This window comes from Paenibacillus sp. CF095, assembly GCF_900101225.1.
Taxonomy (GTDB): domain Bacteria; phylum Bacillota; class Bacilli; order Paenibacillales; family Paenibacillaceae; genus Paenibacillus.
Window position 1 is genome coordinate 187,293 of record NZ_FMZN01000005.1, and the last position, 17,218, is coordinate 204,510.

Annotated in this window: 16 protein-coding genes; 10 read left to right on the forward strand and 6 right to left on the reverse strand. The window is 48.5% G+C overall.

Translation table 11 applies throughout. The annotated features are described in order from the left end of the window. Window positions 1–26 precede the first annotated feature (26 nt). Window positions 27–848: a serine/threonine protein kinase gene (locus BLS69_RS27035; protein WP_143023636.1), complete on the forward strand. Its 822-nt coding sequence runs from the start codon at window positions 27–29 to the stop codon at window positions 846–848. Between the two features lie 217 nt (window positions 849–1,065). Here BLS69_RS27035 and BLS69_RS27040 read toward each other — a convergent pair whose 3' ends face one another. Beyond that, window positions 1,066–1,275, reverse strand: coding sequence for a hypothetical protein (locus BLS69_RS27040; protein ID WP_017690946.1), 210 nt, complete (start codon window positions 1,273–1,275; stop codon window positions 1,066–1,068). Between the two features lie 207 nt (window positions 1,276–1,482). Between BLS69_RS27040 and map the strand changes: the two genes are divergently transcribed. Further along, window positions 1,483–2,229 carry a type I methionyl aminopeptidase gene (gene map, locus BLS69_RS27045; RefSeq protein ID WP_091038215.1) on the forward strand — a complete coding sequence of 249 codons (747 nt, stop codon included), beginning with the start codon at window positions 1,483–1,485 and terminating at the stop codon, window positions 2,227–2,229. A 174-nt stretch (window positions 2,230–2,403) separates the two neighbouring features. After that, the gene (locus tag BLS69_RS27050; protein WP_091038216.1) at window positions 2,404–3,417 is read left to right on the forward strand and encodes an NADP-dependent oxidoreductase; all 1,014 of its coding nucleotides are present in this window, start codon (window positions 2,404–2,406) and stop codon (window positions 3,415–3,417) included. A gap of 120 nt (window positions 3,418–3,537) precedes the next feature. Here BLS69_RS27050 and BLS69_RS27055 read toward each other — a convergent pair whose 3' ends face one another. After that, complete coding sequence (locus BLS69_RS27055) at window positions 3,538–4,023, reverse strand: CcdC family protein (protein WP_176873064.1); 486 nt, start codon at window positions 4,021–4,023, stop codon at window positions 3,538–3,540. A 217-nt stretch (window positions 4,024–4,240) separates the two neighbouring features. Here BLS69_RS27055 and BLS69_RS27060 point away from each other — a divergent pair, with 217 nt between their 5' ends. Genes BLS69_RS27060 through BLS69_RS27070 form a run of 3 tightly spaced genes read left to right on the forward strand, consistent with a single transcriptional unit; the run spans window position 4,241 to window position 8,003 of the window. Continuing rightward, window positions 4,241–5,395, forward strand: coding sequence for a HEAT repeat domain-containing protein (locus BLS69_RS27060; RefSeq protein ID WP_091038218.1), 1,155 nt, complete (start codon window positions 4,241–4,243; stop codon window positions 5,393–5,395). Continuing rightward, complete coding sequence (locus tag BLS69_RS27065) at window positions 5,376–6,818, forward strand: glycosyltransferase family 2 protein (RefSeq protein WP_091038220.1); 1,443 nt, start codon at window positions 5,376–5,378, stop codon at window positions 6,816–6,818. The genes BLS69_RS27060 and BLS69_RS27065 overlap by 20 nt, the downstream gene beginning before the upstream one ends. Before the next feature lie 54 nt (window positions 6,819–6,872). After that, complete coding sequence (locus BLS69_RS27070) at window positions 6,873–8,003, forward strand: hypothetical protein (RefSeq protein WP_091038222.1); 1,131 nt, start codon at window positions 6,873–6,875, stop codon at window positions 8,001–8,003. 493 nt (window positions 8,004–8,496) lie between these two features. Here BLS69_RS27070 and BLS69_RS27075 read toward each other — a convergent pair whose 3' ends face one another. Next, a complete protein-coding gene (locus tag BLS69_RS27075; RefSeq protein WP_091038223.1) occupies window positions 8,497–9,069 on the reverse strand; it encodes a TetR/AcrR family transcriptional regulator in 573 nt (190 codons plus the stop codon). Next, window positions 9,066–9,797 (reverse strand): MBL fold metallo-hydrolase, encoded by a 732-nt coding sequence (locus tag BLS69_RS27080; protein WP_091038225.1) that lies wholly within the window; start codon window positions 9,795–9,797, stop codon window positions 9,066–9,068. Before BLS69_RS27080 ends, BLS69_RS27075 begins: the two co-directional genes overlap by 4 nt. 429 nt (window positions 9,798–10,226) lie before the next feature. On the opposite strand from BLS69_RS27080, the gene BLS69_RS27085 reads away from it, so the two are divergent. Together BLS69_RS27085 and BLS69_RS27090 are read left to right on the forward strand one after the other, a co-directional pair. Further along, on the forward strand, window positions 10,227–10,691 hold the full coding sequence (locus BLS69_RS27085) for an RrF2 family transcriptional regulator (RefSeq protein WP_091038227.1): 465 nt from the start codon (window positions 10,227–10,229) through the stop codon (window positions 10,689–10,691). Between the two features lie 263 nt (window positions 10,692–10,954). Next, the gene (locus BLS69_RS27090; RefSeq protein ID WP_076215923.1) at window positions 10,955–11,581 is read left to right on the forward strand and encodes a nitroreductase family protein; all 627 of its coding nucleotides are present in this window, start codon (window positions 10,955–10,957) and stop codon (window positions 11,579–11,581) included. Window positions 11,582–11,767: 186 nt separating this feature from the next. Here the strand turns inward: BLS69_RS27090 and BLS69_RS27095 are convergent, their stop codons facing one another. Then, a complete protein-coding gene (locus BLS69_RS27095; protein WP_091038228.1) occupies window positions 11,768–12,451 on the reverse strand; it encodes an S-layer homology domain-containing protein in 684 nt (227 codons plus the stop codon). Between the two features lie 145 nt (window positions 12,452–12,596). Beyond that, a complete protein-coding gene (locus tag BLS69_RS27100) occupies window positions 12,597–13,457 on the reverse strand; it encodes an AraC family transcriptional regulator (RefSeq protein WP_176873067.1) in 861 nt (286 codons plus the stop codon). 234 nt (window positions 13,458–13,691) lie between these two features. Between BLS69_RS27100 and BLS69_RS27105 the strand changes: the two genes are divergently transcribed. After that, on the forward strand, window positions 13,692–14,747 hold the full coding sequence (locus tag BLS69_RS27105) for a lactonase family protein (RefSeq protein ID WP_091038231.1): 1,056 nt from the start codon (window positions 13,692–13,694) through the stop codon (window positions 14,745–14,747). A 356-nt stretch (window positions 14,748–15,103) separates the two neighbouring features. After that, a complete protein-coding gene (locus tag BLS69_RS27110) occupies window positions 15,104–16,981 on the forward strand; it encodes a rhamnogalacturonan lyase (RefSeq protein ID WP_091038233.1) in 1,878 nt (625 codons plus the stop codon). The last annotated feature ends 237 nt before the right edge of the window (window positions 16,982–17,218 follow it).

Genomic DNA, 17,218 nt, shown 5'->3' on the forward strand with positions numbered 1-17,218 from the left:
ATCAGGAAGCTGGCGTGGGAGGATCTGTGGAGCTGCGACGAAGTTGGCAAAGATTGCTCGGACTATGGACGGATCGTCCTCGGCGGGAAGGCACGACCATTGCTGAGCGTTATACAATAAAGGAATTGCTGGGTATGGGGAGCTATGGGCTGACATACCTGTGTACAGATGACCAGAATGGCAGGGAAGTGGCGTTGAAGGAGTCCAAACCTAGCAAGGGCAGACTCTCTGCGCACCTGTTGGAGCGGGAGGCGGACGTGATGAGGCGTCTGCATCATCCGGCGATCCCTGATCTATTGGATGTGTTCACATCCGGGAGACGAAGTTATATCGTTACCGAGTATATTCGTGGACAGACGCTGGAAGATTGCATATTTGAGCAAGGTCTTCGATATACGGAGCGGGAATGTCTGGAATTGGCAGGACAACTGCTGGTTCCGGTGGCTCATGTGCATGAGCAGGGATATATTCATGGAGATGTGCGGATTCCCAATGTTATTTTACGTGAAGGGGCGGTACATCTAATTGACTTTGGCCTGGCGAGACGCTTGGGGGAGCCGTTGTTGCCGGAGCTGAAGCGACGTATGCGTGAAGTCCCTGAGCCTGAAGATGAGCGGGCTACACCGGATCATGATTTGCAGGATATCGGCCACTTTCTTCTCTTCATGCTGTATTCGGCTTATGAGCCAGAGAAGGGCCGTGAACCCGCCAGCTGGCAGGAGGAACTTAAGCTTACGCCGGAATTGCACCAGATGCTGGAGCGACTCCTTGGACTCCGTCCAGGTTATGAGGGTGGGGCGACAGAGTTACAGGCGGAGATTGCGAATGTGTTGCTGAAATTACAATGAAATAAGCTCTGTAGGTGGACCTATATTTGTTATCCGTGACCTCTTCGTATGATATCTATAGGGGTCTTTTTCCTTTTTGCTATATAGAAACAAATAAAGGGGTGTTCTGCTGGCCGTAAGTACGGCTAGCGAACACCCCTTTATTACATATTCATTTATTGTAGCGTCTAATAAGCTGGCACGATCATTGCTCTTTAAAAGCAGTCGTGAGAGCAGCTTAGCTGGAGCTGTATTTTCTGCTTTTGTAATACCCGGAGCCACTGCGGCTGTCCCGGTATTTCACATCTGAAGAAGAATAGCGCTTGTAGGAACGCTTGCCTGAAGAACTGCTGTGACGTTTATAGGAGCGCCTGTCCGAGGAGCTGTAACGTTTGCGGTGAGATGAAGATTTGGAATCGATAAGTTTGCCGATAATCTTTTTGAACATGAGCTTTCACCCTTTCGACTTCAACTGTTTTAAGCATATACGTGGCTAGATCAGAAGGGGTTTCGATTTTTTCATGGATAATTGTATTCATTGGACAGGCGCTTGGCGTATAATAGGATGTTGCTGATTGCGCGGAATTTTTTATTTTGAGTGTTTAGCGTTACAATAGAGGACAGGATAAGATTTTAACGGACAGGAGTAGTTATTATGATTACATTGAAGACCAAAGAACAGATTGAATATATGAAAAAAGCCGGAGAAATTCTCGCCGCATGCCATAGAGAAATTGCAAAGATGATTCGTCCAGGCATTACGACACAGGAGATCGACCAGTTTGCAGAAGCTTTTATGAAGAAAAATGGCGCTACGCCGGAACAAAAGGGATATAACGGATACCAATATGCGACATGTGCGTCGGTTAATGATGTGATCTGTCACGGGTTTCCGGGAAAATATGCACTGAAAGACGGCGATATCGTTACAATCGACATGGTGGTTAATCTAAATGGCTGGCTGGCGGATTCGGCTTGGTCATATGCTGTAGGTGAAGTGACTCCGGAAGCACAACATCTGCTGGATGTAACCAAAAACTCTCTGTACAAAGGCATTGAACTTGCCGTGGTGGGCAACCGGGTCGGAGATATCTCCAATGCGATTCAAGTCTATGCAGAAGGTGAAGGCCTATCGGTTGTGCGTGAGTTTATTGGACACGGCATTGGTGAGAAGATGCATGAGGAACCACAAGTCCCTCACTACGGTCCGCCTCATCGGGGTCCGCGTCTCAAGGAAGGCATGGTTATTACGATCGAACCAATGCTGAATATTGGTACGTTCCGAAGTAAGCTGGATTCAGATGGATGGACTGCTCGTACTATGGATGGAAGTCTGTCTGCCCAGTATGAACATACGATTGCGATTACGGCGGATGGTCCAGTGATTTTGACAGCACAATAATAGCCAAAAGCAGCTACAATGTGACGATATTTGCATATTTCAAGGCGGCCCACGTTTGTGATCCGCCTGTTTCGGTTTAAACTATTAAGAAGTGATAACACAGAGCCAGTGGTAAGTGATCTCAGCTGACAAGGGTTAACCTTGCGTCCACTTGGCAACAAGGAGGTAATTTTGGTGTCTTTAAATAAACAGATCGTACTTGCGTCTCGTCCCGAAGGTGCCCCTTCCAAAGAGAATTTCAACTTCATTGATGCACCTCTTCCTGAACCGGAAGCTGGGCAAGTTCTGGTACGTACATTATATTTGTCGGTCGATCCGTACATGCGGGGCCGCATGAAAGATACAAAGTCCTATGCTGCACCGTACGCGTTAAATGAAGTGATCATGGGTGGAGCCATTGGGCAGGTTGTAGAATCTTCGGAACCCAATCTGCGCAAAGGAGATCTCGTATCCGGTATGTGGGGCTGGCAGCAATATGCCGCAGTGAATACGGGGGATCTGTCGCTGATCGATACGGAAGAAGCACCAATCACCGCTTACCTGGGTGCGCTAGGCCTGACGGGTCTGACGGCTTATTTTGGTATGGAGGACATCGGCAAACCGAAGGACGGCGAAACGGTCGTTGTATCGGGAGCAGCCGGAGCGGTTGGCATGATTGCAGGTCAGATTGGTAAAATTGTGGGAGCACGCGTGGTTGGTATTGCAGGCTCTGATGAGAAATGCGCTTATTTGAAAGAAAAGCTGGGCTTCGACGTGGTGTTGAACTACAAGAAGGAGCAGGATATGTCAGCGGCCATTGAACGGGCTTGCCCGGATGGTGTAGATGTCTACTTTGACAATGTGGGCGGTGACATCTCGGATGCAGTCTTGCGCCACATCAATCGGAATGCACGTATTCCGTTATGCGGTCAGATCTCATCCTATAATCTGGAGAAACCGGATATAGGCATGCGTCCACAGACGTTGCTGTTAACAAATACAGCATTAATGAAAGGTTTCCTGCTGGGTGACTATACGAAATCCTTCAAAGAAGGCCGCGCCAAGTTGGCGAAATGGATCAAGGAAGGTCATATCCAGTATGAAGAAAACATTGTGGACGGCTTCGAACAGACGCCGGAAGCATTCATGGGCCTCTTCTCGGGAGATAATCTGGGCAAGCAGCTGGTTAAGGTTGCAGATCCTGAATAGATATTGAATGGTTTACATGTACAAATTAGGTTGAAAACGAAAAGACACGTTCTGCACACCGAGGGTGCAGCAGAACGTGTCTTTTTATCTGTAAATCTGTGCGTGGTCTATGTAGGGTGACTAGTGTTCGGCGACCAGCACTTCTTTGTAGTGTTTGTACATATATACACGCCAGCGTACAATCATGCCAAAAGCCAGCAGGAAAAACAATCCGCCCGTTTGCGGAATACTTACATATCGCTGGATGACTTCATGCAGGATCAGGCGTACGGCCAACAATCCAAGCAAGATAAAAGCAAAGCTGCGAGAACGTGTGGCAAAAATTTCTTCACCTACTCGTTCAAACCGTGTACTGCGAATGAGGGGATAGGAAAAGAGGAACCAGCCCACCAGAAACGCAATGAATGCCCAGAGTAGAGGAACATGAGTCTCAGGTACAACAAACATGAGAAATCCTGTGCTCATGCCGAGCGGAGGAATAAGGATTTTACGAATGGTCACCGGTCTGTGACTGGCTTTCATGCGGATGAAGATGGCAAGCAGTGCCATGACAAGCATGCCCACGGTTGCTCCGATTTGCAGGTAGTACGGACTGATTTGAGCCACGTAGAACTCCCTCTTTCTGGAATAATATGTTATCCGGAGATCCGGAACCCAGTACGAATTGCCGGAATTTTCAGTTCCTATTATATCACAAACGTAGAAAGCCGATAGAAAGCTTAGTGTATCATATACCCGATATGTATTCACAGGGTGCATTTGAAAATTTTGTATTATTGTGCCCGTTGTAAGGCCGTTTATTCGATTAAGGGGAAATCATGCAATGATTGGACAACAATGGATGTATATCAAGCTTATCGGCTCACATCATAGAGGGTGGCTTATGGGTAATACAGATTGGTTAGTACATCTGGTCAGCCTTGTGTGTGCAAGTGTACTAGTTTTTTTGCTGGTTATCTACGGTTACATCTTATGGATGAAATATAGCAGTAGGCGCAGGGAAAAGGTTAAGACAGCGCTGATGCAGGAATTACTTTCCGAAGATTCGGTGTTACAGCGGTATTTGGGCCAAGGAGAAGTAAAAGTAGACTTATTGAATATGAGTGGAGATCAACAGAGCGTTTTGCAGCAGCTGTTATTGCAACGGCTTGCTCAAGGTCCGGTAGAGCACGAGACTCTGCGAATTCGTCTGTTATCCTGGCAAGTCTTTGGAAGTTCATACCGGTCGGTTCTGAAGACGAGAAAGTGGAGTGAACGGGTTAACACGTTGTTATATATTGAACAGTTTCATATGATAGAGCTTCTGCCCAGGTTAGAGGATATGCTGCGGGTTACTTCCTGTACGCCGCTTGAACGCTTCATCATTTTGCGCATATATGCCCGAACCGGTTATTTCAGAATCGTGAAGGAATTGTTGCGTGAGCAATATGTATGGTCCGATTCGCAGTATCTGCAGATTCTGTTGTTGCTTACCGATTCATCCTGGACTCGTCTGAAGGATCATTTCAAGGATGTACCTTATCAGGTCCAGTGTAATATCGTCCATGCCATTCGTATTCGGGATGACCAGACGGAGGGTGCTGTTGTTCTACTGGAGAAGCTCATTCTTGGAGAGGATGCGCTGCTGCGTACCCTCGCTTATCAGGCATTGGCTCAAGTGGGCAGAGGGCGTGAAGAGTTGCTGAAGGGGCTATTGCTGGTATGGAACGAATCTGGTGAGGAAAGGCAACGCTCGGAAAGACTAACAGTGACCCGGCTTATGGGTACTGTTCATGCGGATGCTTTTATTCCTAGACTGAAGATAATGATGGGTGATCCTTCTTTTCAGATCCGACAGGAAGCGGCGAATTCTCTTGCCCGGTACGAGCAGGGACTTGAAGAACTCCGGGAAACGGCTGTAAACCATCCGGATAAATATGCAAGGCAGATAGCGGAGGAAACGCTGGAAAGGATGCAGTATGGACGAAAGATGGATTGAGATGTTGCAGAGTTTTGTTTTGGCATGTTACGAGGGGGTATTTATCTATCTGGTGTTAGCGATTGTGATGTGCAGTGTTCTGGTAGTTGCTGCCGCTCGCACATTGATTCGCCAGAGGGATCTGGACCCGCTGCAATATCATGAGATGTTGGATGAAGAACTGGCTCCTGCGGTATCCCTGCTTGTCCCGATGCGTAATAGAGAGAATACGATCATACAGCGAATTAATTGTCTGCTGGATATTCAGTATGCACGCTATGAGGTTATTATCATTAATGATGGATCAGAGGATGGAACAATGCCACGGTTAATAGAAACCTATGATCTAGTGCCCATTCGGAGTAAAGTTCATTATTCGGGACTCGGCCAGGAGACGGCTCAGATTAAATGTGTCTACCAATCCAGGTTGCATCATCGTCTGATTGTGATCGACAAGGAATATGGAGGACGAATGGACTCCCTGAATGCAGGCCTGAATATCTCGCAATATCCTTATATCGCCTCTGTTGGACCCTGGACAGTTCTGGAACGGGATGCATTGGTGAAGATTATGAAACCCGTTATGGATGCTCTCCCAGGAGAAGAGGTCGTTGCTTGTAGTGGACGATTAGATCTCATGGCCCCCAGAAATACGGATCATGCAGATTTAACGGATAACAGCACAAGACTTACGGGCAGTACGTTGTATGTAATGCAGACCATTGAATACGTGCGTGCTTTTTTGATTAGTGGTGTGGGACTTGTTCGTTACAACATTAATGTGCTTTTATTTACGGCCCAAGTATTCGGTGTATTCAAAAAGAACCGGGTGTTGGAAGTTGGGGGTTACAAGCGCGACGACCAGGTCGCTCACATGGAACTGGTGATGCGGTTACAGAAACATATGAAGCAGATCCGGGAACATGGCCGTATTATATATATTCCCGATCCGATCTGCAGGGTAGAAGTACCCGGTACATGGCGTCAGCTGTGCAGACAGCGTATCGGTTGGCACATGCAGCTTGCAAGCAGTCTATGGACTCAGCGGAGCATGATCTTTAATCCGGCCTATGGCTGGATGGGGATGGTATCCATCCCTTATTTTATTCTGATCGAATTGTTGGGGCCTGTGATGGAACTGGGAGCGATTTTGCTGTTCATTGCAGGCATAGGGCTACAGTTGGTGGATATCAACCTATGCATCATTCTCGCTTTGCTGCTCACGCTCTATGGTTCACTGTTGTCCGCTGGTATGGTAATGTTCGAAGTATGGTGTTCACGCAAAGCGTACACGTCCAGAGCAGTGACGCGTCTGTTATTGTATGCTTGTTCGGAGACGTTCTGGTTCAGACCGCTGAACAATATATTCCGTATGTTTGGCATTTTGCAGGCTATGGGATTGCGGAAGGCAGAGGAAAAGGACAGCAGACATGGATTAGGGTAATCTAACGACCGATCCTGACAATACCTTGGAACAGAGCAAGGAGGAATACGCTTTATGAAAAAAAGTTACAGGCCAGCCACGATGTGGACGCTGGCTTGTTTTACAGTGGTATCGGTGGTGCTGGTTGTCCCCTGGATTATGTGGCAATCTCAGGCCCCTGTTCCACTGAACATTATGATTATTGACAAGAGCAGACCGGACTTGTCCTATCAGGGGCACAAGGGATTGGTCTGGCTTTTGAATCAACAGAAGATTGTACAGCACACAGGGGAATACTACTCGTATGAAGAGGATTATTACGGCTATGATCTTCAGGACGGGCTTCCACGAATGAAACAAATGCTGCCTGATGAGGTGACAGACACGGATCTGATCTATTTGACGGCGAATCGCAGTAGTCTGTCTGCACAGAAGAGTGCAGGGAAACAAGGCGGAATCTATGAAGGATTAACGATATATGATGTGCAGAAGATCCGCGAGGCTGCGTATAAAGGGGTAACGATTGTCGCCGAATACAGTGCCTTGGCAAATACGGCTTCGAAGATGACCAGGGAGCAACTGTATCCCAGTTTGGGAGTGAACAGCAGTGGATGGCAAGGGAAATCGGTATCTAATCTGCAAAGTATAGAAGAAGTCCCCCGGTGGGTTCGGGCGAATTATGAGCAGCGGGAGAAGAAGAAATGGTCATATTCCGGAGCAGGTATGCTGCTGATACATATGGATGGACAGGTCATGGTACTGGAGAAAGGTCCGGATGTGAAGACAGGCAATATACAGATTGCATTTACACCGGAAGGCAGCGATTGGAGCGGTATAACCCAGGATATACATTACAATGGCTGGTTCGATATCATTGTGCCGCAACAGAAGAATTCCATACTGGCCTGGTATAAGACGGATTTGACGAAGGCAGGCGAGCAGAAACTGGGGAATGCAGGAATACCCGCGGAATTTGCTGCACTTGTCCGCTACGATGACTATAATCGGTCGTATTACATGGCAGGGTCATTTGGTGAGATGAAGCATTATTCCTTCTGGCGCCGAATCCGGGGATGGGAGGTCGTCCGGTCCAAGCTTACGCCAGATCAGAAAGATATCCCTGACATGTTCTACTGGAAGGTGTACGTGCCAGTGATGAAGCATATTTTGAATGAAGTGCAGGATGGACGGCAGCAATGGCCATAGGGTGGGTGTAAAGAAAAACGTTCGGATGGAGAGCAGGTAGTGAAAGGCCGTTCTTCTGGAGTGAGGACCGGGAGATGTACATATTAGAGAAGCGCGTAGATGTGAGGGGCAGGAGTTTTGAGCGGAGCACGATATGTATCAGGCGGAAATTGAATTGCAATGTGTAATGCGATGCCGCTATGGCATCATGAACTGAAGTAACATATGTAGCAGACTCTAACGAACTTAGCACGTCTTATTCGGCCTAATTTGCTACGTTGGTAGATCTAACGAATCACAGACACGTTAAATGACGGAATATGCTCATTTTGTCTGTCCTACTGCCAGTTTTCTGCGAAATAGGATGTGTGGAGTTCGTTAGATTTTTCTATCCGCTCTAATTGGCGTTATAGAGTGTCCTGGGTTCGTTAGATTTTGGCAAGAAGGTGGAACAGCAACGTAAAAAGGACTGCAGAGGATCTGCAGTCCTTTTTCATGATACAACCCGTGCGTACTAGTTTTCGTGAAGATGCCGGAGTCCGTGCAGGAAGGCGGATACGGTCAGACGCAGACTTTCGTCCGGATCAAAGTTCATGCCGAAGCCGCCCTGTGCCTCAATGGAGGCAAATCCATGGCAGAGGCTGCGCAAACCACGAACGGCGTGCAATGCTTCCGCTTCGGTTAGCGGGTAGGGCTGCAAGCTGTGCAGCAGCAACTCCAGTGTGGCTGTGCTGGCCGCGGCGAGCTGTGGCTCCTCGCGGTCCGGGGCATGAAATGAGGCTTCGTAGAGCCCGGGGTGCTCGCGGACGAAGCCAATGTATGCCGCAGCGATGGCCTGAATGGCATCGTCGCCTGTGCGGTCAGCGATAGCCTCGGTTAATGCGCGGCTGAGCTGTTGTACGGACATCAGCGCCATTTCCTGGCGAAGCCCGGGAAGTCCGCTGATGTGGTTGTAGAGCGACGGCGAGCGCACATCCAGCCGCTGTGCCAACGCGGCGAGTGTCAGCGCCTGAAAGCCGTCGCTGTCAGCAAGCTGGATCGCGGCGCTGAGCAGAGCGCCGCGATCCAGCCCTTGCCGGGGGCTCATAGTTGCCCTCCGGCAAGATCAAACCGCTGCTGTGCATCAGCGGTTGCCGCGCGCATGGCGGCAGCGGGCTGGCGCAGCATCCGTCCGTGGCCTACAGCCAGCACGGACGGTTCCAGCTCCGCAAGACGCTTCGCGCTGGCCAGAGCCGCTTCGCGGTTCCACGTCGCCAGCGCGGGGAACGGGAAGAGCGGGCGCACGCGGCCGGATACGGCAAGGCCGCCTTGCAGCTGGTACGCGTCGCCAGCGATGAGCACGCGGCTGCGCGTATCCATGAAGGCCATATGCCCCGGCGTATGGCCTGGTGAGGCAATGGCGACTAGTGAACCAATCTGCTCACCGTCATCCAGCAAGTGGTTTGGCTGGGTTCGCACCGCTTTGGGCTTAGGCACTCCGCCGCGTACCGGAGTTTGTGGCTCACCGGGAAGAAGGGAAGTATCACCCGCCAATAGCCGGGCATCCCGTCTGGAGATGAAAACCTCGGCTTGGTGCATTGCCCCTTTGAGACGATCCAATGCACCAATATGGTCGCTATGCGCGTGAGTCAGAATGATCTTGGTAATGGGCTTTCCAAGGGACTGGGCAGTTGCCAAAATCCCCTTAAAACTGAACGGTATTCCGGCATCAATCAGGGTTAATCCATCTTCCTCTTCGACCAGGTATACGTTCACAGGGAAGAGTCTTGGAAAAAACGAAACTTGAACGACATCATATTCTCGGGTAATGCGCATCGTTGAACCCTCCTTAAAACTAATGGTATTAGTATAATAACTAATGTCATTAGTTTTAGCAATACATGTCGTTCATTTTATTCAAATAAAAAAAATTTAAAATAATGATGCACTTTACAAAAAAAGCGTTTTCAAATTGAAGATTACCGATTATAATAATCACGTAAGCCCTTTCATATGTCTATCTTATTGGAGCCCTTCGCGTAGCGAAAGGCTCACTTTTTTGTTCTTTTGGATTAAATGGAAGACGGGATGTTAATCCTAGCTTAATTGTGTTGATGAGCTGTAAGTATTGGTATAACAGGAAAAATCACGTTTGATCTCCATGCTGGGTGAAAGTTGACAAACATAACTGTTATTCATATAATGACAGTTATACTTACCTTGGGTTGGAGTTCATCGGTGTTGTAAGCCGGGAAGGAGTAAGTTATGAACAGCGAATTTACCATAGCGGTGCATTGTCTTGTTTTTCTGTCGATGAGAGATGAGTGTATGGCCAATAGTGAAGATTTGTCCCAGAGTGTGGGTACACACCCGGCCAGAGTCCGTAAGGTACTTAGTGTTCTGCGCAAGCATGGTTACCTGACGACCAAGGAAGGTGCTCATGGTGGGTACTTGCTTAGCCGTCCAAGTGAAGAGATCAAGCTGGGAGAATTGTACAGACTGGTAGCTGGTGGTTCACTCGGTCCCAACTGGTGCTCAGGGGAGTCCGGTTCATCGTGCGTGGTATCTTCCAATATGCAAGATGTGATGGGGAACATATATAACGGAGGCGAAGAGGCGCTCAGCGCTTATTTTGACCGTATATCCATTCAAGATGTGAAAGAGCGCATAGGTCATGGGGAAGCGATAACCTTGTCGCTAAATGGATTGCCTGCAAAGGAGAAGTCCTGACGGAGTCCACAACGAATGGTCCTTCATGACATGGCCTTGGTTTAGTCAGGCATGGTTGGACAAGTTATGGCATTGGCGTGTGCTCCGGTGAAAGATCCATTGATGTTCTCAGGCGATTCCGGGCATAACGTGAACACAGATGGGGAGAGATCGTCTGCGCTGATGTTATTTTCGGAAGGCAAATCCTTGGTAGAGTATACTTCAAGATCACCTTGCGAAAGTAAAAGAAGTATAAACAAATTAGATTCTGGGGAGTGGAACACATGTCAGGCATTGAAAAAAATGAAACACTTCGCGTTATTAGCGAACGCCATGCTGTCAAAAAGTACGAAAAAGGATTTGAATTGCCTGAAGCTGATCTCAATGCGATTCTGACAGCAGCTGCGGAAGCACCATCTTCATGGAACCTGCAACACTGGAGATTCCTCGTGATTGAATCCGAAGCAGACAAAGCGAAATTGCTGCCAGTTGCTTACGGTCAAAGTCAGATCGTGGAAAGTTCAGTTACGATTGCTGTTCTTGGAGATTTGGAAGCAAACCGTAACACCGTAATCTACGATCAAGCTGTTGAAGCAGGCGCACTGACTGCTGAGGTTCGTGACGCATTGGTTGGACAGATCAACGGTGCTTACCAAAGCCCGCAGATCGCTCGCGATGAAGCGATCCGCAATGCATCTTTTGCTTCCCAAAATATTATGCTTGCTGCACGCTCCCTGGGTTACGATACATGTCCAATCGGTGGATATAATCCACAAAAACTGATCGAAACATTCAACATTCCTGCACGATTTGTGCCTACGTTGTTGATTACTGTAGGTAAAGCTGCACAGCCAGCTCGCCCGTCAGGACGTTTACCGTTGTCTGAGGTTGTTGTTAAAGGTTCTTTCTAAGTTAGAAAGTTAAATCTGATGATTTTGCATCAGTGATATAAGTATAATACAAACAGCCGCACTTTCCTGTTGAGGGAAGGTGCGGCTGTTTGGCATATTGAGGTTGTATGGAAAAGTCTACTAACGGTGACTCCAATCGAGCGGATTCACCACTCAAGTGAGTTCTTAGCTCCTACCATGAAATGATTACTTCTCAGGTGTTTCCGGGATTTGTGGTGCATGGAACGATTCCATGTACTCGATTGCGTTAAACATCATCACTGCTGCTTCAGCGCGAGTAATCGTTTGTTTGGGATTGAAGTTTCCGTCGGCATCCAGTTCATTGATTTTGAGAACGAGTGAACGCTGAATGGCACCTTGATACTCTGGCGTAAGTTCCTGTTCGTCGGTAATGTCCACAGGTTTGATATTAATCATCGGCAGACCGCCTTTGGCCTCGATGCCTTGCATCAGGAACAGTGTGAATTGTTCACGAGTAAGCGGTTTGGACGGATCGATATCCTGTGACATCTGAATGCCATTATATTGTGCGCGGATAAATGCATCACTGTACCAAACGCCATCTTTTACATGAGAGAAGTGGTCACTTGGTAGCGGCTGTTTGATAAAACGGATCGTGTCCAGATTCAGATTCAGTCCGTCCGCAATCAGTTGAATACCCTGAGCGGTATTTAACTCCAGTTCAGGTTTGAACAAGCTGTCACTCACACCTTTGATGAATCCATCCTGATGGAGAGATTCGATTTTGTCTGCTCCTGCGATCCCTTGAATATCCGTGAATTGGGCCTGCGCAGCGTTGATCGGGCCTGCACTTAGAGACAGCGTGAGTAGAGCTCCAGCAGTTAATGTAGCAAGTATATTTTTTTTCATGATAGGTTCGCCTCACTTTTCCAGGGATGATCCCTTTATATAAAAGTTATTTGCTCCTATAGACGACCCTTCTGTTCAAAAGGTTGCTGCAATTTTCCAACTGAATTCATAATCATTTAGAAAGGGCTAAGTGAAGGCACTGCCTCTAACCTTTGGATTTATTTCGATAATCTGTGGGTGAACGTCCCATCATTTTGCTGAACAGACGGGAGAAGTAGTACGGGTCTTTAAATCCAAGCTCGGAACTGATCTGCTTCACGGTCCAATCGGTAAAATCCAGATAGCGGCAGGAATGCTGAATCTTAAGCCGTAGGAAATAATCGATGGGCGAATGCCCCGTAGCTTGCTTGAACAACTGTGAGTAATGAGGGACAGACAGTCGCGCGTGAGCCGCCAGTTCCTTGAGGGTGATTCCATTCTCCAGGTGCTCCAGCATATATTGAACGGATTGTTCAGCCGCACGTTTGCTGCTCACGATCCCACCATCTGTTCCTGTCGTCTCCGGTCCATAAGCGAGCATACCAAGCATATAACCGATAATCTGGGAGGCATATGTCATCGTCTGCATGGAGTAACCTGTCTCTAGTGCGCAGTAACATTCATGAAAAAGCTCAAGCCATTTTTGAGCCTTGGCCGGTGGCATGGTAGTGATATGATGGGTTAACAATGGTTCTATGTAAGTTAAAGCGTGTTCCCCGCGCAGATGAATCCAGAAGATGCTCCATGGTTCAGCTGTGTTGGCACCATACACATGAGGAACATGTGCAGGCAATATGACAAGGTTTCCCGCGCTGACATCATATGTCTTGCTGCCATCCATCGTATACCAGCCTGTGCCTTGGACACAGTACATCAGAATGTGTGATTCACAACCATCGGGACGATCACGGTAATGATGCTCCGCTTCGTGAAAATAACCGATATCGGTAACATATAGTCCGGACGTGACTGGATAAGCTGCGGTTTCTTGCAGCAGTGAGTCTGGAAGCACAATGAGTTTTTGCATACGAAATCCGTCAGATTTACGCTGTAGGGGTGGTCTGTTGTTAGGTCTCATACTTTGTATTATGGTGAGAGGGGATAAGGGAGTCAATGACGGATATGAGAGCGCTCACCGGGGTTGTTATCGATTTAGAAAGCCACGTTACAGGAAGTGAAGCAGTTGCCTGTGAATTGGGTAAGTACATATCAGTGGGAAGAATCAGAACAGTGAATATACAGGATAAGGGAGAGATTAGATATGGAACCAGTCACAACTCAGGAAACACTTTTCTATACAGGTACGTATGCGTCAGCGGATGAACCAGGAATATTCCTATGTGCGTTGAATGCGGATACAGGAGAGATGCGAATCGTCAATCACATGGATGGTGTGGATAATCCGTCTTATCTGGCACTATGCCCGGATGGAAACTGTCTGTATGTGGCGAGTGAGACGGACGAGGGAGAGGTGTTGGTCTATCGGAGAGATGCGGCAACGAGTGAGCTGCACTTGATGGATCGAAAACAGACCAGAGGGGCTTCTCCATGTTATGTGTCTGTCTCCACGGATGGTCAGTGGGTGTTCTCATCCAACTATAGCAGCGGCAGTGTCAATGTATTTCCTGTTGGCGATCAGGGGACGCTTGGTGAGATGAGTGCATGGGTGGAGCACACGGGAAGTGGAATCAACGAAGAACGCCAGGAAGGGCCGCATGCACACTCCATTCAACCAGATCCTTCCGGGCAGTATGCTGTCGTATGTGACCTCGGTCTGGATCAGATCATTGTGTATCGGTTGGAAGAGGGACGTCTGGTTACCCATCGTGAGATGGATCAGCCACCGGGCGCAGGGCCAAGACATCTTGTGTTCCATCCCAACTCGAAGTGGGCTTATGTGATCAACGAATTGGACAACACGGTCACGGCATTCCTGTACGATGAGCGCAGAGGGGAGTTCACTACGGTGCAGCACATTTCCACACTTCCAGAAGGGCATAAAGGAGAGGGTACGGCTGCAGATATTCGTGTATCTCCATGTGGACGTTTCCTGTATGCATCCAATCGGGGAGATGACAGCATCGTACTCTATCATATTGATCAGGAGAGCGGCGAGTTGGAAGCCGTAGAGTGGACATCCACGATTGGGCAGACACCACGTAACTTTAATATTTTGCCAGGCGGGATTCTGGTCGTGGCGAATCAGGACAGCAATAACCTCGTAGGTTTCCAGATCAGCGAAGAAGACGGACGTCTGACGCATAATGGATTCAAGCTGGAACTGCCTCGTCCGGTATGTATTGCGCCTGTAGTATAAGATGTAATACGGTGAAGTGAAAGTGGAATATTACATCTGAAAAGTGGTCTATAAGCTGTGAAATCATGGAGAAACACATGGTTTTACAGCTTTTTTAGGCTAACATGGGAATCGTCCCATATCCGTGAGTCAGTTGATTGCGGTTCCAGTCGACTGAAGCAATTCGAAGAACGGGCAACGGCTAGCCGAAGGAGAAATCCTTTGGCGTTTTTCATATGCCAACCATCCAATTACTAAATTAGACCTATAGATGGAATTATATGTTTAATTTAAAATAAATATATTAAAGCGCTTACATAAAAGATGGCGCTACAAGGGCATCGGGCTTACCAATACAATTGGGGAGGCAATTGTTTATGGGAAATCGTTCATCATTGTGGAAGCGCACATTACGTACAGCGGGAGTGTCCCTGCTGAGCTCCGTGCTACTGGTGACTTCGCTTGGCCTTGGTAACACGCCGGTTACACATGCAGCGGGTGCGAGGCAGATGGAATATCTGGATCGCGGTGTGGTGGCTGTGAAGACCGGGACAGGTGTGTTTGTCAGTTGGCGGCTTCTGGGTACGGAAGGTTCGAATGTATCATTTAACGTTTATCGGGATGGAACCAAAGTGAACGCTACGCCCATAACAAACAGCACCAACCTTCAGGATGCAAGCGGGACAAGCAGTTCCAAATACACGGTTCGCGCTGTAGTGAGTGGAACGGAGCAGGCTGCTTCAGCGGCAGCGAGCGTATGGGGCAATAATTATCTGTCCGTACCGCTTAGTGTACCCGCAGGTGGGACAACGCCTGATGGAGTAGCCTACACCTACAGTGCCAACGATGCCAGTGCAGGTGACCTGGATGGTGATGGTGAGTATGAATTGATCGTGAAGTGGGACCCCTCCAACTCCAAGGATAACTCCCAGAGCGGTTATACCGGGGAAGTGTTTATCGATGCCTACAAATTAAACGGAACACGCCTCTGGCGAATTAGTCTGGGCAAAAATATCCGTGCCGGCGCTCACTACACCCAATTCATGGTGTACGATCTCGACGGTGACGGCAAAGCCGAGGTTGCGATGAAAACAGCCGATGGCACAAAGGATGGTACTGGGGTGGTCATCGGTGATGCCAGCAAGGATTACCGCAATTCCAGCGGTTATGTATTATCTGGCCCCGAATTCCTGACGGTTTTCAATGGGCAGACCGGCAAAGCACTCTCCACGGTGAACTACGAACCGGCGCGCGGCAATGTGTCCGACTGGGGAGACAACTACGGCAACCGGGTGGACCGATTCCTTGCTGCCATTGCTTATCTGGATGGAGAGCGCCCAAGTCTGGTCATGGCGCGTGGGTACTACACCCGTACCGTACTGGTAGCTTATAACTGGCGGAATGGACAGCTAACCAAACAATGGACATTTGATTCCAATACCTCCGGTAACTCGGGTTATGCCGGGCAGGGCAATCATAATCTGAGTGTGGCGGACGTAGACGGAGATGGGAAAGACGAGATCGTTTATGGTGCGATGGCGGTGGACGATAACGGCAAAGGATTGTACACGACAGGACTTCATCATGGCGATGCCATGCATCTGAGTGACCTCGACCCGGACCGCCCTGGACTTGAGGTATTTCAGGTTCATGAGACACCGTCCAATGCCGGAGTGGAGTTCCGGGATGCAGGCACAGGTCAATTAATCTGGGGAGTCAAAACAACAAAGGATATTGGACGCGGCATGGCGGCAGATATCGATCCAAGATATAAAGGTGCCGAAGTATGGGCAGACGGCAGTCTGTATACGGCCAAAGGGCAGAAACTAGGAACAACCCTACCTTCCTCCACGAATTTTGGGATCTGGTGGGATGGTGATTTGCTTCGTGAACTGCTGGACAGCAACCGAATCGATAAGTGGAACTATGCCAATAACACAACGATGAACCTGCTCACCGCTTCCGGCGTATCTTCGAACAACGGAACCAAGTCTACGCCGAATCTGCAGGCCGATCTGTTCGGGGACTGGAGAGAAGAAGTGGTATGGCGGACGAATGACAGCTCAGCACTGCGGATCTATACCACAACAGCAGTTACGGACAAACGCATCTACACGCTGATGCATGATCCAGTGTACCGTCTTGGCATCGCTTGGCAAAATGTAGCCTACAATCAACCGCCGCACACCGGTTTTTATCTAGGGGAAGGCATGAACACACCACCCGTACCGAATATCCGGTATGCAGGCAGATGAGGAATGGACAAGGTGTGGCCGTCCAATTCCGTTCATGTTTACAATAGTCAGCGAAGCATAGGATTCGCTGAAGGGAACAACGGACGATGGTTCGTTGTTCCTCTTTTTTTGCCAATAGCCCAGAAATACGGTAAAAATCGGAAAAAACGTTTGACAGGTATATAGACTGCCTTTATTATACGTATATAACTTACTAAACAGGTAGGAATAATAAAAATGAATCTGTTTTCATTGTGA

Coding starts and splice junctions, on each gene's coding strand:
- BLS69_RS27040 (WP_017690946.1), bottom strand. CDS start 1,275: ATGTTCAAAAAGATTATCGGCAAACTTATCGATTCCAAATCTTCATCT.
- map (WP_091038215.1), top strand. CDS start 1,483: ATGATTACATTGAAGACCAAAGAACAGATTGAATATATGAAAAAAGCC.
- BLS69_RS27060 (WP_091038218.1), top strand. CDS start 4,241: ATGATTGGACAACAATGGATGTATATCAAGCTTATCGGCTCACATCAT.
- BLS69_RS27065 (WP_091038220.1), top strand. CDS start 5,376: ATGGACGAAAGATGGATTGAGATGTTGCAGAGTTTTGTTTTGGCATGT.
- BLS69_RS27070 (WP_091038222.1), top strand. CDS start 6,873: ATGAAAAAAAGTTACAGGCCAGCCACGATGTGGACGCTGGCTTGTTTT.
- BLS69_RS27075 (WP_091038223.1), bottom strand. CDS start 9,069: ATGAGCCCCCGGCAAGGGCTGGATCGCGGCGCTCTGCTCAGCGCCGCG.
- BLS69_RS27080 (WP_091038225.1), bottom strand. CDS start 9,797: ATGCGCATTACCCGAGAATATGATGTCGTTCAAGTTTCGTTTTTTCCA.
- BLS69_RS27085 (WP_091038227.1), top strand. CDS start 10,227: ATGAACAGCGAATTTACCATAGCGGTGCATTGTCTTGTTTTTCTGTCG.
- BLS69_RS27090 (WP_076215923.1), top strand. CDS start 10,955: ATGTCAGGCATTGAAAAAAATGAAACACTTCGCGTTATTAGCGAACGC.
- BLS69_RS27095 (WP_091038228.1), bottom strand. CDS start 12,451: ATGAAAAAAAATATACTTGCTACATTAACTGCTGGAGCTCTACTCACG.
- BLS69_RS27100 (WP_176873067.1), bottom strand. CDS start 13,457: ATGCAAAAACTCATTGTGCTTCCAGACTCACTGCTGCAAGAAACCGCA.
- BLS69_RS27105 (WP_091038231.1), top strand. CDS start 13,692: ATGGAACCAGTCACAACTCAGGAAACACTTTTCTATACAGGTACGTAT.
- BLS69_RS27110 (WP_091038233.1), top strand. CDS start 15,104: ATGGGAAATCGTTCATCATTGTGGAAGCGCACATTACGTACAGCGGGA.